This is a genomic window from Marinobacter sp. S0848L (assembly GCF_023016065.1).
Lineage (GTDB): Bacteria > Pseudomonadota > Gammaproteobacteria > Pseudomonadales > Oleiphilaceae > Marinobacter.
The window spans coordinates 15,117-29,590 of sequence record NZ_JALKAQ010000007.1 but is presented as its reverse complement, the minus strand read 5'-3'; the positions used below and the strand labels follow the sequence as shown (position 1 = coordinate 29,590).

At 55.5% G+C, this 14,474-nt stretch carries 14 protein-coding genes; 8 read left to right on the top strand and 6 right to left on the bottom strand.

From position 1 onward, the window contains the following. Positions 1-8: 8 nt before the first annotated feature. Genes MWU64_RS10230 through MWU64_RS10220 form a run of 3 tightly spaced genes read left to right on the top strand, consistent with a single transcriptional unit; the run spans position 9 to position 4,481 of the window. The gene (locus MWU64_RS10230) at positions 9-3,494 is read left to right on the top strand and encodes a response regulator (RefSeq protein ID WP_247064270.1); all 3,486 of its coding nucleotides are present in this window, start codon (positions 9-11) and stop codon (positions 3,492-3,494) included. Then, positions 3,491-4,036, top strand: coding sequence for a hypothetical protein (locus MWU64_RS10225; RefSeq protein ID WP_247064065.1), 546 nt, complete (start codon positions 3,491-3,493; stop codon positions 4,034-4,036). The genes MWU64_RS10230 and MWU64_RS10225 overlap by 4 nt, the downstream gene beginning before the upstream one ends. Before the next feature lie 31 nt (positions 4,037-4,067). Continuing rightward, a complete protein-coding gene (locus MWU64_RS10220) occupies positions 4,068-4,481 on the top strand; it encodes a response regulator (RefSeq protein WP_247064062.1) in 414 nt (137 codons plus the stop codon). A gap of 28 nt (positions 4,482-4,509) precedes the next feature. On the opposite strand, the gene MWU64_RS10215 is transcribed toward MWU64_RS10220, so the two are convergent. After that, positions 4,510-4,782, bottom strand: a complete 273-nt coding sequence (locus MWU64_RS10215) for a hypothetical protein (RefSeq protein ID WP_114335039.1) — start codon at positions 4,780-4,782, stop codon at positions 4,510-4,512. Between the two features lie 593 nt (positions 4,783-5,375). Between MWU64_RS10215 and MWU64_RS10210 the strand changes: the two genes are divergently transcribed. Beyond that, the gene (locus MWU64_RS10210) at positions 5,376-5,576 is read left to right on the top strand and encodes a hypothetical protein (RefSeq protein ID WP_247064061.1); all 201 of its coding nucleotides are present in this window, start codon (positions 5,376-5,378) and stop codon (positions 5,574-5,576) included. Here MWU64_RS10210 and MWU64_RS10205 read toward each other — a convergent pair. Further along, positions 5,545-6,057: a hypothetical protein gene (locus MWU64_RS10205; RefSeq protein WP_247064268.1), complete on the bottom strand. Its 513-nt coding sequence runs from the start codon at positions 6,055-6,057 to the stop codon at positions 5,545-5,547. The two genes, MWU64_RS10210 and MWU64_RS10205, sit on opposite strands and share 32 nt — an antisense overlap. 148 nt (positions 6,058-6,205) lie before the next feature. On the opposite strand from MWU64_RS10205, the gene queC reads away from it, so the two are divergent. Both queC and queE read left to right on the top strand, forming a co-directional pair. Then, positions 6,206-6,871, top strand: a complete 666-nt coding sequence (gene queC / locus MWU64_RS10200) for a 7-cyano-7-deazaguanine synthase QueC (RefSeq protein WP_247064059.1) — start codon at positions 6,206-6,208, stop codon at positions 6,869-6,871. Next, the gene (queE, locus tag MWU64_RS10195) at positions 6,871-7,530 is read left to right on the top strand and encodes a 7-carboxy-7-deazaguanine synthase (protein ID WP_247064056.1); all 660 of its coding nucleotides are present in this window, start codon (positions 6,871-6,873) and stop codon (positions 7,528-7,530) included. Before queC ends, queE begins: the two co-directional genes overlap by 1 nt. Positions 7,531-7,535: 5 nt before the next feature. Here queE and MWU64_RS10190 read toward each other — a convergent pair whose 3' ends face one another. The 4 genes from MWU64_RS10190 to MWU64_RS10175 all read right to left on the bottom strand — a co-directional run bounded on the left by MWU64_RS10190 (position 7,536) and on the right by MWU64_RS10175 (position 12,382). Beyond that, positions 7,536-8,579, bottom strand: coding sequence for an AraC family transcriptional regulator (locus MWU64_RS10190; RefSeq protein WP_247064054.1), 1,044 nt, complete (start codon positions 8,577-8,579; stop codon positions 7,536-7,538). A gap of 137 nt (positions 8,580-8,716) precedes the next feature. Beyond that, complete coding sequence (locus MWU64_RS10185) at positions 8,717-9,604, bottom strand: alpha/beta hydrolase (protein ID WP_247064052.1); 888 nt, start codon at positions 9,602-9,604, stop codon at positions 8,717-8,719. Positions 9,605-9,718: 114 nt separating this feature from the next. Continuing rightward, a complete protein-coding gene (locus MWU64_RS10180; RefSeq protein WP_247064050.1) occupies positions 9,719-11,326 on the bottom strand; it encodes an ExeM/NucH family extracellular endonuclease in 1,608 nt (535 codons plus the stop codon). Positions 11,327-11,482: 156 nt separating this feature from the next. After that, complete coding sequence (locus MWU64_RS10175; RefSeq protein WP_247064048.1) at positions 11,483-12,382, bottom strand: WYL domain-containing protein; 900 nt, start codon at positions 12,380-12,382, stop codon at positions 11,483-11,485. A gap of 241 nt (positions 12,383-12,623) precedes the next feature. On the opposite strand from MWU64_RS10175, the gene MWU64_RS10170 reads away from it, so the two are divergent. Next, positions 12,624-13,907, top strand: a complete 1,284-nt coding sequence (locus tag MWU64_RS10170) for an MFS transporter (RefSeq protein WP_247064046.1) — start codon at positions 12,624-12,626, stop codon at positions 13,905-13,907. A gap of 141 nt (positions 13,908-14,048) precedes the next feature. Beyond that, positions 14,049-14,474, top strand: coding sequence for a MarR family transcriptional regulator (locus MWU64_RS10165; RefSeq protein ID WP_247064044.1), 426 nt, complete (start codon positions 14,049-14,051; stop codon positions 14,472-14,474).

The following is a 14,474-nucleotide window of genomic DNA, read 5'->3' as shown; positions in this document are numbered from 1 at the left end:
TGTTCCTGATGGGCCTGTTTTTGTTTGTGATTGCCCTACCTTCCCAAACCTTTGCACAGCCCGGGTGCCGTAACGGCGTGTTGTCGTTGGGGAATGGCAGCGAAGGTATTCGCGATCTCAACGGTTGTCTGGCCTATCTGGAGGACCCGGATCAAAGCCTGAGCTTCGACGAAGTACGCAACCTGCCCCTCGGTAGATTCAATCGCCATTACGAAGGTGTGCTCAACTTTGGCTACACCGAATCGGCGTACTGGACACGGTTGGATATCGGCACACGGGAACTGAGAAAGTCCGCGGACTGGATGCTTGAGCTGGCTTTGCCGCTGGTGGACGATGTTCGTTTGTACGTTGTTCGGGATGGCCACCTGGTAGAAGAGCGCCGTGCCGGCTATTACGATAATTGGCGCGATCGGGATTTGGCAGTGCCCAACCCCACCTTTCGCTTGACCTTGCAGCCCGATGCGCCCACCACCATTTTTCTGCGTGTCACCAACAAAAATACCTTCCGATTACCCATCACTCTGTGGCCGCGCGATGAGTACATTGCCAAGGTGGCTGTCGATGAGGTGGTCCGTGGCATTTTGCTCGGCGCGATCCTTGCCATTCTTGCTTACAACCTGTTCGTGGCGGTATCGGTTCGTGAACCCAGTAATATCTATTACTTGCTCTATCTAGTGTCGGCTGTGGTGTTTACGGCGACTGAACAAGTGCACGGAATTCAGCTGTTTGATGAGCGACCGTTGCTTCTGAGCAAAGAATATCTTCACTTCCACATTATTTTCACCTGGTTTTTCGGGTTGCTGTTCGCGCGGGCCTTGCTGGAAACACGGCAACGATCGCCAGACCTCGACAAGGTGTTGATGGTATGCATGCATGCAGTGGTGGCCACCTTTGTCATGGCTCTGTTTATGCCTTACTCGGTATCCATGGAATGGATAGTCGTGGCCTCCATTCTCCTGAGCAGTATTCTGATCGTGGTGAGCTATCTGTCATGGCGGCATTACAATCCGGCGGCCAGAGCGCATTTTTTTGCCTGGACAGCGGCATTGATCGGTTTTGGGATATACGGATTCACCGTCATCGGCTATTTGCCCCTGAACACCTTCACCAGTTATACCCCCCAGTTCGGGATTACTGCTCAGGTCATTCTGTTCTCATTTGCGCTGGCCGACCGGATCAAGCAGGTGCAGGGCGATGCCCTGGCGTGGAACAAAAAGGCACTGGCCAATCTCCGGCGCTATCAATCGTTGTTCGACAACGTGATTGAAGGGGTCTTTCAGATGTCTCCGGAGCGCCGTTTTGTGACCGTGAACCCCGCTATGGCGGAGTTATTAGGCTACCCGAACCGGCATGAGTTATTGCAAACGAATCCCGACGTACTAGATACCTGCATTGCCGATGATTTGCTGCGGCGCTTGGTTGTCGATCAGTTGGAAAGGACCGGCACCGTCAAAGGGGTGGAAGCCAAGTACCTGACTCGAAGCGGTGAGGAACGCTGGGTCACGATTTCGCTGCACACCGTTTATGACGCAGAAGGCAGGCCAATGCATTTGGAAGGCACCTGCATTGATACCACCGAAAGCCATCAGCGACTGCAGATTGAACGCGAGCGTGAGCAAGAGCGACTGGAGAAAGAGCTGGCCCGGAATTCGGCGCAGGCGAAAAGCCAGTTTCTGGCGAATATGAGCCATGAGATCCGGACACCGTTGGCTGCCATTATCGGCTATGGCGAGACGCTGCTTGACTCCGACCTGAGCGAAAGCGAAAAGCGTAACAGCGCAGAAACCGTGGTACGAAGCGGCCGGCATCTGCTTGAGTTGGTCAACGACATACTGGACCATTCGAAAATTGATGCCAACAAACTCGATGTCGATGTGGTGCCGGTTAACTTGCCGGAAATGCTGGACGAAATACGCGCCTTTTTCGAGCCAAAAGCTAACGACAAAGGTCTCGAATTCAGCGTTATTTGTGATTATCCACTGCCCGAAAAGATTCAGACAGACCCCACGCGTTTTCGGCAGATAATCATCAACTTGTGTGGAAATTCGCTAAAATTTACGGAAACGGGTTCGATCTCCCTGATTGTCAGGTGCGATCGTGAGCGCGAAATGTTGCATGCCCGGGTTGTGGATACCGGCATCGGCATGAAGCCCGAGCAAATCGACCGGTTGTTTGACCCGTTTGCGCAAGGCAGCAGCGCGATCGCCCGGCAATATGGCGGTAGCGGCCTCGGCTTGAGCATTTCTCTTCGTTTGGCCGAATTGCTGGGTGGCAGCATTCGGGTAGACAGCACCTATGGTGAAGGCAGCGAATTTGAAGCGACCATCAGCACGGGCCCGCTGAATGAGTGCCACTTTTTGAGGGACGCGTCCGAGTTCATTGAACGGCGCCGGGCGATTCCGATGGTGGCCGCACCAGCTCTGAAAGGGCGTATTCTGTGCGCCGAAGATAACGAGCTGAATCAACGTTTGGTGACCTTGCTGGTGGAGCGAACGGGCGCCGAGCTGGTCCATGTTCCGAACGGTGCGGAGGCGCTTGAGCGGGCCACCAAAGAAGCGTTCGACCTCATCCTGATGGATATTCAGATGCCGATCATGAATGGCCGCGACGCGACGCTGGCGTTGCGGGAAGCGGGGGTAAATACCCCCATTGTCGCGTTAACGGCCAACGTGATGACCGAGGACATTGCCGAATACCGGAAAGCCGGGTGTAACGGATATCTGGCTAAGCCCATTGATAAGCAAGAGTTCTATCAGACCTTGGCGAAGTATTTGGGGCACGATGCGGAGCCGGCACCTACCTTGTATAACGGGCGGGTGCTGGTGGTGGAAGATAACGATGACAACCGGCGCTTGGTTGAGCGCATGCTCAAACGTATCGGCGCGGACCCCGTGCTAGCGGCTAACGGTGAAGAGGCGGTACGCACGGCTTTGGCCGACACGGTCCATCTGGTGTTGATGGATCGGTTCTTGCCCGGAATGGATGGCGTTGAAGCCACCCGGCTGTTACGGCAAACCGGCTTCAGGCGACCGATCATTGCCTTTACCGGAGGCGATCAATCAGAAACCGATGCGCTGTTGAGCGCGGGCTGTGACGGTGTTCTGCGTAAGCCCATCGACCACACCCACTTGCAGGCGTTGCTGGATCGTTACCTGAGCAGAGGCACAGACGATGCGAATGATGAAGATATCGGCTATTTGTCGTCACGATTTCTGGCCGGGCTGGCTGACCGGCAACAGCGCATGAACGACGCGTTGGCTCGCCACGACCTGGCCAGTTTGCAGCTCGAAAACCATCAGATTAAAGGCACCGCCGGTGCTATGGGCTATCCGTTGCTGACCGAACAAGCGGCGGTGTTAGAGCGGCACATTCGGAGTGACATGCCGGATTGGCAGCGTATTCACGCCGGATTGGAGAAGCTTAACGACATGATTAATCGCGCCTTGGCAGAGACGGGTCAAGGGCTTGGTGATAACACAGGATCCGATGTATGAACCACAACCAACTCCGACAGGAACAACACTCACTGAGTATGATGTACGGCACCTACGCTGACATCCTGTTCGTACTCTTTCCTTTTTTGATCATTGCCATGAAGCGGCTTTGGGATGGCAACCTGTACCATACGTTAATGCAACCGGACCTCAGCATTGCTGCCATTATTCTTGCCGGTTTAGCGATGGGCAAGTTTGTATTGGGCTTGGTGACGAATCAGGACCTGGGGCGCTTTAAAGAGCGTATAGTATTCTTTATCGCGTTGACGCTGTTTTTGGTGTTGGGGCCGGCCATCATATTGTTGTTGAGCATGATGAGTAATGCTGAAATCCCCCGTTTTGTCGCTTTTGTGCAGCCGGTTTTATTGATCATTGCCATTTCGCTCTACTCCACCGCCGTGAGTGTCGCCAACATTCTGACTCGTGGCGAGCCGGCAGAGCGGGACATGTCGCAGGTCTATTCAGACAGCTCTGTGTCTCGGGGGGTGGTGGACCATCCCCCGCTGGATTTGCCGAGGCGAACCGACAACGACGCGCACTGAATGGACAGATTAACAGGTGAGGTACTGTGAAATGAGTGATCTTAGAGTTTTGGTCGTTGAAGACGAACCGTTGATGCGTGAACGATTGGTTGGCATGTTGCAAAAAGCGGGTGCGACCGAGGTGGAAGAATGTGCGGACGCCGCCTCAGCACGCGCGGCGTTCGATGCCAGCGAGTTTCACATCGTACTGCTGGACCTGGGTTTGCCGGATGGCAACGGCCATGAGTTGATGGCTGCGTTTAAAGCGGAGAGGAAGGAGCAACACATTGTGCTGGTAACGGCTGATGACTCGATCGAGAGCATTCAGCGCGCCATCAGCGCTGGCGCAAACGGATACGTTGTTAAGCCTTATTCGCAGGAAAAGATCCACGATGTGGTCAACAACTTTGCCATGGTCCATGGCGGCGATATGGCCTTGATCGAAGGGCTGAACCGGCCGCATTAACCGGTTCAGCCGCTGGCCTGGCGATAAACTACGCGACCTGGCGAGCAATCCATGAATTGTAGCGGGTTGCCAATGCCCTGACGTACCGAGCTTCGGCACCGTCAAGGTTGCTTAACACCCCGTTAAAAATCCAGCCTCGTTCGTACACCCCCAGCACGCGCTGTTCATCGTCCAGATTGACGCGCTGGTTCAGCTTCTTGCAAATGGCATCGAGTAGCGGCAGCTTCTCTGGTCTTTTGACCGGGGCATTGCGGTTGCTGATTGGCTGGTTAGCGGCCCGCCTCATTGGTTGTCTTTTCATTGTCTTCTCCTTGCCTTTTGCTGCTGCAACAACAGAAAACCCCGGAGCCTGAAGCAACCGGGGTCTGGCAGAGAAGCTGCCCCGGTCGCTGCAATGGCTCCCGGGACTTGACCGAAAGCCGTTAGATGTCTTTCACCATGGCACGCTGGGTCTGCCCTACCGGGCAACCTGCGATTGTGGAAATACTGTGTTGGAAACGCATGATGGTCATAACAACTCGTTGAATTCGGTTCAGCTATCAGTGTATAGCCAATTACAGGGTTTGCAATAGTCTGGGCTATTCGGCAAACGCGTACAGACAGTTTTGGGGCGCGGCCTCATAATTCGCATCGTCACGTGTTTTTACGTTGTGTAATCCGCGGCACCTGCCCAGGTGCCGATTGGATCTCTCCTTTCTGGCGCAGTCTTTATGACTGCGCTTTTTTTTTGCCTTGAAGAAACCATCTCGGTTAGTTCGTAGCCACTAGTTCGTACAGCTTAAATCTTTAGAATTGGCGATAATTTGCACACTAAAGAACTTCCAACTGAAACGAACGAAGAGGTTGAAACCTAAGAAAATGTCCAAAGACCGCGCACGCGCTGTTAAGAGATTTGTGACTGACTTTATTGTGGAAATTGCACTGGTTATCGCTGTCGCTGTGTATTTTGTGATGGCTCAGGGGCAATCTGTTGGTGAGAACCTGACCTTTACCATGGTCGGCGCAGGCTTGATGGCTGTTGCGACATACTGGACTTTGCACACGGCACGCAAAGGCCTGGAAGTTATCGCGCTTCGACTTCACCCGGGCAAATAATTCGTTGCCAGGTTCGATGAAGAATCAGGGCATCGTTAGAAGCCCGATGAACCGGTAAGCCCAGCGCGTCTATCACTTGCTGGCGAATGGCGGGCCAGCGTCGAACCTGTTCCGGATTGAGTAGCGAAGAAACCGATTCCAGCTGAAAGGCGGGTGTCATGCCCGCCGCACGAAACAGCCGGTGCAGCCAGAAACTGTCGAAGGTCCAGGCGTCACAAAACACCTGATCGGGCAGAATCGCATTGAGCTGGGCAGCAACGTGTGAGACGGAGTAACCCTGTTCTTCCAGCTCCTGACGACTGATACCGTGAATCGCTTCCGCCCGAGCCGACCAGTCGTGCCAGGTTTTATGCGGATCAATCAACCAGCTGTGCTGCGCACCATCCGCCAAGCACACGCCCACCTCGATCGGGTAGCCCGCGATCAAATCCAGACTGGATGCTTCGAAATCGATGAATGCCGGTTTCGTGGTAACGGTCATGAATAAGCGCTGATTGTTGTCGGTTTTCACCCGAGTTTACTCCTGATCTTTCTCCTGTGCGAACCCAACACGCCGCAGCGCTGTTACAATGTACCCGCGCTATGTATAACCTCGATGACAAATCCTCTTTTATCCCGGTGACCGTTCCATGACTGACACAGTTGTTGTTATTTACTCCGGAGGCATGGACTCCTTTACCCTGCTTCACCTTGCTCGTGCCCAGGGCCACAACGTACACGCATTGTCGTTCAACTATGGCCAGCGCCATGTGCGTGAACTGGACGCCGCCCGGGCCGTGTGTGAAGCCGAGGGAATTCCCCATAAGGTGATCGACATTCGGGCGATGAGCGAGGTGATGTCCGGCTCGGCTCTGACCTCGGATGCTGAAATACCAGAAGGTCACTACGAAGAAGACAACATGAAAGCGACGGTTGTGCCCAATCGCAATATGATTTTGTTGTCGCTGGCGACCGGTTATGCCGTCACCGTGAATGCACAAGCGGTCTGGTACGGCGCCCATGGAGGCGATCACGCCATCTACCCCGATTGTCGCCCCGAGTTTGTCGAGAAAATGGACGCGGTGTGTCGGGTCGCCAACTACGAACCGGTTGCGGTAAAGGCACCGTTTATGACGTTGGACAAAGGCGAGATCCTGGCGGAAGGGTTGAAGCTTGGGCTTGATTATGGCCAGACCTGGACCTGCTACAACGGACGTGAAAAAGCGTGTGGACAGTGTGGTTCCTGCGTTGAGCGTCTGGAAGCGTTCGCCGCTCACGGTATCAAAGATCCTCTGGCTTATGAGCGTGGTGCTTGATGTACCGGGTTAAAGAAGCGTTCTACACCTTGCAGGGAGAAGGTGCCCAGGCAGGCCGTGCCGCGGTGTTTTGCCGGTTCAGCAAGTGCAATCTGTGGAACGGGCGTGAGCGCGACCGGGCCAATGCGGTGTGTAATTTTTGCGATACAGATTTTGTCGGAACCGACGGCCAGAATGGTGGGGTCTTTGATACCGCAGAAGCGCTGGCCGCGCATATCCGTGCGCTCTGGCCCGAAGGATTGGGCAAGCCATACGTGGTGTGCACCGGTGGTGAGCCGTTATTGCAACTGGATACTGAGTTGATCGCGGCCTTTCATGACGTAAATTTCGAAGTGGGTGTCGAAACCAACGGTACCTTGCCTGCGCCCGAGGGGATTGATTGGCTGTGTGTCAGCCCCAAGGCCGATGCCGAGGTGGTTATCACCGAGTGCGATGAGCTGAAGCTGGTGTATCCGCAACCGCTGGCGATGCCGGAGCGGTTTATCGGGGTTATCCGGGCAAATCATTATTTTTTGTCGCCGATGGCCTCGCCTTCGATACCTGAACAGGCCCCAGATCCGGTCAAGCAGAGTAATACCCGGAAAGCGACGGATTATTGCTTGGCCAACCCCCAATGGCGATTAACCTTGCAGATGCACAAGATCATTGGCATAGACTGACGGGGTCAGGCCTGCTTTGCCAAGCGGGTGTTGGTGATCCTGTGCTGGCTTGGGCTGTTGCCGGTCCAGCGCTTGAATGCGCGGGTAAAGTTCGCCGCATCGGCATAACCCAGAGCATCGGCAATCTGGGTCAGGTTCATGGTGGTGTTTTCCAGCAAGTCCTGAGCGCGCTCCAGACGTACTTCATCCACAAGGCTCTGAAAACTGGCACCCTCTTCTTGTAAGCGCCGTTTCAGTGTTCGCTCCGACACGAAAAGTGTGCTGGCCGCCCGTGCCAGTTTGGGCGGAAACGGGTGACTGGCTTCGATCACTCGACGCACTTTGCTGGCTACCCCGGCGAGCTCTCCCAGCTCCTGTAATGCTTGTTCGCACTGCTCTCGGGATGTTTCCGCCAGATGTTGATTGGCGAAGCGGGTTGGTTGACTAAGATGGCTGGCGGGCACCACCAGAGCGTCTTCGGTCGCACCGAACTCAACGGGCACGCCGATCATGCGTCGGAAACGGTGAAAGTGGGTTGGTTCTGGCCCTCGTCTCATGATTCTCAAACCTGGTAACGTGGTGTCAAGGAGCTGTGCCCCCATAGAAACACAACCGAACAACACGGCATCCAGAATAAAACTGAGAATCGAGCCGAGTTGAGTTTCGCAATTCACGGCATACCAGACGCTGGATCCCGCCATATGCTTCTGAACTTTCAGGTGAGGTACCCGAAGCGTCAGGTAACGGGTCATTAACTCAAGGGCTTCTTCAAGAGTGCGGCTGCTCATGACCGCTGTGCCCAACGCGCCGTGCAACGGCAATTCGAGCTCTTGCGCCAACAAAATACCCAGCCCTGGTTCGCCGCTTTCAACAATGGCACGGGTTACAAATTCCGCAGCCTGAGCCTCGCTGACTCTGAGATCGGTGGATTTCAGCCGTGTTGGGTCCAACCCGACGCGCTGAATCAAGTCCCTTTCATCCACTCCAATAGTGTGGAGCAGCTCGGCCAGAGTGTGTAGATAGATGGCCGGCATGCCCAGATCCTGTGTGTTAGAAACTGAGACGCCCATGAGTTTCCTCGATCGTGACGGTTATTGTTATGTAAGTGGTAGAGATTATGGCCGCTTCGTGGCTTTGGTCCCATGACTTGGATGACGGGTCAATTAGCTGAAGAGGCCAATTCAGGGTGGTGTCGGAAGTAATCGACTTAGTGATTGTGCTGCTTTATGAAGCCGGATAACGCCGCCGCAGAGCGTTTTGGGGTCTCCAGCATCGGCAAGTGGCCAACGCCACGGAACACGTGTATATCCGCATCAGGAACGGCGGAGGTGAGCCAGTCAACACAGCGTGTCGGCGTAATGGTATCTTTGTCGCCCCATTGCACTTGCAGAGGGGGGGTGTGAGCCCCCAGATACCGCGTGGGTGCCATCGGGTCTGCAACCATGTCGTTAAAAATATGCTGCAATGAAGGCCGCCGCTTCATCAGGTCAGGGCCAAGCAAGCCGGTCATGGCAATGCCGGGCAGCGTGGGTTTGCCCTGCCCGACGCTGTTAAACATACGATAAACGCCCGCCCAGTCTCGCGGAATGAGTACCGAATCCGTAGTGGGGCGCGTGGCGGTGGTTGGTGCGGTGCCGGGAGACTCCGGAATGCCCGCGCTGTTCAGCAGGGTGAGTGTGCGGGGAGGCACGGTAAGCTGATGAGCCAGCAATGCGGCAATCGCACCGCCCATCGAGCTACCGGCAATGTGCAGATGATGGTTGTTTGATCCGGACAGCCACTGACCAAGTCGCGCGGCCTGGCTTTCATACCCGTAGTCGGCGCCGGGGCGGTACTGGCTTTCGCCGAGCCCCGGTAAATCGGGCACTAACAAATGCCAGTGCGAAGGTAATTGCTGCATCCAGAAAGCCCAGTTTTCCTTCATCGAGGCAAAACCATGGAGGAGAACCAGCGTAGGTGTGCCCGGATTCGCTTGGCCTCGTTCCAGAAATACCATCCGGTGACCGTCCACCGAGGTTTCTTGCCGTTTGGCCCGTAACAGCAGGCGTTGCCCCGTGCGGGCTAATGGCCAAACGTTGGGCGTGGGAAGTTTCATGGCAGATTCACCTGATTACGATTGATGGAACGTCAGTGTAGCGGGAAGAGTATCGGGTGCTATTGCTGCAAAGCCTGGTATTACAGGCAACAAAGTCACTCGGGTTGACGGGGGTTAGAGCCGGAGGTCGGTAATCACAGGGTTGTGGTCTGAAGCCCTCCAGGGGCCGTTAAGTTCGGGGGCGCTCTGGTAGCCCAGTGCCCGGGGTTCATCGGCGTTAATGTTCCAGATGTACACGCCGGACACGTGAGGCATGAGCGCTTTATTGGCCAGCGCATAATCCAATGAGCCCTTCTCGCCCCGATAACGGTAGCTGTGATATCGGCAGTCGCCGGGCCGGCATGGGTGAGCGTGATGCAACAAGCTGGTGAAGCCGGCGCCGTAAAACGTGGTTAACGGCGTTTCTTGCGCATAACTGTTGAGATCGCCGGTAATAAGAGTGCCAGCCAGAGGTTGCTGAGCGGATAAGTCAGAGAGCCAACGGATGATGGCTTGCGCTTCGCGGGTACGATGAGCGCTGAAACAGCTTTGACCGTCGTGCTGATCGGAATTTCGCCCCTTTGCGTTGCGGCAGGATTTGGATTTCAGGTGGGGCACCACTACCCGAACAGCCTGGCCCCCCGCGACAGGCGTAAATATCTGCGCCAGCGGTGGGCGCCCGCGGTGCCGGTAAACGCCCTGTTTTAGTCGCAGCGCTTCACCTTCGGGCCGCACCCGGTCGCTGCGGAACAAAAGGGCCGTTCGAATGGCATCGGAGCCGTCCCGGTCGGGCGTTTTGATAAAGCGCCAGGCCGGACCAAGCGCCCGTGTGAGCTGGGCTAAGGCGCTGCGGGGGCCATAGCCATCGTTTTCCAGTTCCGTGACCGCCACGATATCCGCAGCAGCCTGATGGATGACGCTGGTCAGGCGCCGGAGTTGGTTGTTATGGGCGTTCAGGGTTCTGGCGCCTCTGGGCGTTGGGTAGCCGCCGCGTTCGCCGTCGCCGTTGAAATAATTTTGCAGGTTCAGGGCCATAATCCGGGTGATCTCGCCTGACGCTTTGGGCGGAGCATCGGGCCGGGGTTCTTCTCTGGAAAACTGTGGGTTTTGGTCGGGTTGAATCCGCCATTGGCCAAAACGGTAATCCAGCACACCACGAACCCCGACCACCTTATCGCCGGCCCGAATGGTGTGGTTCTCACCCAGATCAAGCCAGGGTACCGGCACAGGGTTTCGGGTGCTTTTACCGTCGTCCAGCAGAACGCGATGCTGAAAATTTTCGAGCTTTTGCTGAACCGACTGATTGCCGGGGGCCAGATACTCGGTCGGGATGATCTGATCGGTTTGGGCCAGTGTCAGTTCGCCAAAGCGAGCCAGGTTGTGATGTTCGATGACGGTCAGCGGCGCGTTGAAGGATACCCGCATATTTTCCAAGCGTTCCGGTGGGTGGGGCCACGGCAGCGAAAGCTCGACAGGCTCGGGCAGTGGCGCCTGGCCGCAAACGCTGAGCTGGCTGACGTTCACCAGTTCTGTCAGGTCATGGAACTCTTTGACCTCCCCGGTTAAGCGCAGCCGTTGGCCGGGGCTGGCTTTGCGGCGGGTATAGACAAACAGGGCTTCCGAGGTGGCGGGGTCGTTGTCCGTTTCGGCATCCGCTTGTTGAAGGTAGAAACCGTTAAAGCCACCTTGCTGGCTGGATGTGTAAGTCACGATGCCTTCGATCGAGACGGTTTCGCCTGCCAAAGGTGAATGAGACCCTGAACTTTGAATCTGGTGAATAGCGGTAGCGGGCGAACCGCACTTTTGTGCAGCGTGCGCTGCCGGGCTGGCCGTCCATAAAAACAGCCCGGCTAGGGTGATGAATATTGCGAAGAAGGGTTTGATCACAAGGCCTGTCTGTTAAAGACCGGCCACCGCTTTAAGGGCTTGTTCGCGTTTGCTTCCAAAGCCGAGCTGGTCTGGGTTGACCAGTTCCAGTTGCTGCACCAATGGGTCCGGGTGGTCGCGGTCAAAGGTGATGCCCAGTTGTGACAAAACGTAGGGCGCAAGTGCTGCCCGGGTTTCAACCTGCAGACTGCCATGCTTCATACCGTAGTCACGCGCAACGATCTGTTGTTGCGCGTCGGTTAGCCGTTGGTCCGGTGCGATTTCGAGGGTGACCCGGCGCTGCCAGTCTTCATCTTGCTGAGCACTATAGCGAGCTTTCTGGCGCAGTGCTTCCGGAGTATTCTGAAAACGGCTGAGCGCGAAATCACGGAATTCCCGGTTGGAGCTGCACCAGGCACGAACGTGCCAGTTGTTTCCGGCGCATACCAGCGAATGGGGTTCGAGCACACTTTCGACGGCTTCGGGGCGGCTGAGAGACACGTAGCTGGCTTTGAGCAAGCGTTTGTAACGAGTGGCGGCGACGACAGCGCGCATGGTTTCTGGCGCAACATAGCGGCCGGGGCCGGAAATGACAGTGTTCCCGGGCATGCCCAACTCAAGTTCGGCAAGAGAATCGTTAAGATTCTGCTGCTGGGCGAGCAGGTCCTGATATTCCGACGCGTCGCCATGGGTGACCACGGGTTTAAAATGGCTGGATGGCACATAGCCCTTGAGATGGCGGTCGTACACCAGATTGCCCGGTGCCACCTCTCTCAAATAGGTATTGATATCCTTGGAGGCCTGCTGGCGACCAATGCCGAAACTGTGGCAAATATGGTTGGTGGTCAGACGTCCTTCCCACAGTGCTACGGTTTCGATGAGTCGATAGCGAAGCAAAAGATCCCAACGAATGGGCCAATCCGTTTTCTTCATAACCAGGCGCTCACAATTCCAGAAAGAAACTTCTTAATTATCTTACCCGTTAAGGGGTTAGGGGTCTGTTACGGCCCATTAATGTAAAACAATGTCAAATTAGACCAAGTGTAATACAAGTCTCGGCATCTCCCTAGTTTCGGCGACCCCATAGACTGGTTAAATGCCGGGCAACCGCCCAAGGATAATGCTGCTATCCTTCTCTTGAGCATGCCCACCTATTGATGATGCGGAGTCAGTCATGACCCGAATGGTAGCTTCCCTGTCTGCGTTGCTTTTGAGCGTTGTGTTCCTGATCAGTGGCAATGCGTTTTTAATGACGCTGCTGGGTATTCGCTTGAGTATCGAACAGGTGACACCCGATATCATCGGCTGGATTCTGGTGTGTTATTCCGCCGGTTTTGTCGTCGGTACTCTCTATGTTCACAACATTATAGGCCGGGTCGGCCACATTCGCGCTTTTGCAGTCTTTGCTGCCATGGCCGCAGTTGCCGCATTGATGTACCCGATGGCGGTGTCTGCGCTGTTCTGGGCGGCACTGCGAGTATTGTCAGGGTTCAGTGTTGCCGGGGTGTTGGTGGTGATTGAAAGCTGGTTTTCCAGCCGGGCTACCAATTCCAACCGCGGTTCTTTGTTCGCGGTGTATCAGATCATTTTCTATCTATCGGCCGCCGGCGGTCAGCTTGTGGTGAACGTGGGCAACCCGGCTGATTTCTTGCCGTTTTCATTGGCCGCCATTCTACTGACCTTGGCCTTGATTCCGTTGTCGATGACGCGAATGGAAGCCCCTGCGATAGAACATACCCACCGGATGTCTGTGTTCAAGTTGGCGAGAGAATCGTTTTCGGGCGTTGCCGGGGCCTTGGTAAGCGGCGCGCTGATTGGTGGCTTTTACGCGCTGGGGCCGGTTTACGCTACTTTGGTGGGGCTGGATGTCGGTAAAACCTCAACGTTTATGGCCACGGCGATTGTTGCTGCTATGTTGCTGGCCTGGCCTATGGGGCGTATCTGTGATTTGTTTGACCGCCGAAGAGTGATGTTCTGGGTGTCGCTGCTGGCTTGTTCGGCAGCTATTGCTGTTGCCATCACCGGTGCGCAGAGCTTGCTGATGCTGACAGCACTTGTCGCGGTGTATACCGGTTTGTCGGCGACGCTGTATCCGATTGCGGTGGCGATCACCAACGACCGCATGGACAGCAATCGCATCGTCGCGGCCAGCGCAACCTTGTTGCTCAGTTACGGCATCGGGAGTGTGATGGGTCCGATTGTCATGGCGGAGCTGGTGCACCTGCTGGGCCCTTCGGGGCTGTTCTACGGCAACGCCGGATTTCTGATCGTACTAGCCGCGATTACCCGGTTCCGCATCATGCAAACCGACGATGTACCCGTGGCCGAGCAGGAGCACTTTGTACCTGCCATGCCGGAAGCCTCTGCGGTGCTTTCGGAAATCGACCCGCGCAACGAGGCGTTCTGCGAGTCTCCGGAAGCCGAGGCGATGCAGGAAGAGATGCGCCACGGCCATTAAAATATTGCGGCATTTTGGGCTTGATTTCGCATTTGAATCTTTCCTCATTTCAACCAGTAGCTTACTATTGGTGAAATTGTTGTACCGTTAGCGTCTTGCCCTATCCGTCGGCAAACGTAGAACCATTGAGGAGTCAACGTTGTGAGAGATCAGTTCCCGTTTGCGGTTGCCCGCGTGACCCGCCGCTGGCGCAAAATGTTAGACGAACGCCTGAAAGATCTGGGGGTTACACAGGCTCGCTGGAGCACCATGGTGTATCTGCAGGAAGGCGGCGAAGGTCTGACCCAAAGAGAGTTGGCCAGCTTGATGGCGATCGAGAATCCGACCTTGGTTCGGCTGTTGGACAGCCTTGAACAGCAGGGCTTGATCGAACGCCGGGCTTGCCCCAAAGACCGTCGTGCCCGCAGATTGCATCTGACAGAAGAGGGGGTGAACTTTATGGAAGAGTTGACCGAACGCGCAAATGAGCTCCGGGAAGAAATGCTGGAAGGGATTTCCGACAAAGAGATCGAGAGCGCACTCGCGGTTTTCCATAAAATTATGGAAAACGCAGAAACGCAGAAATAA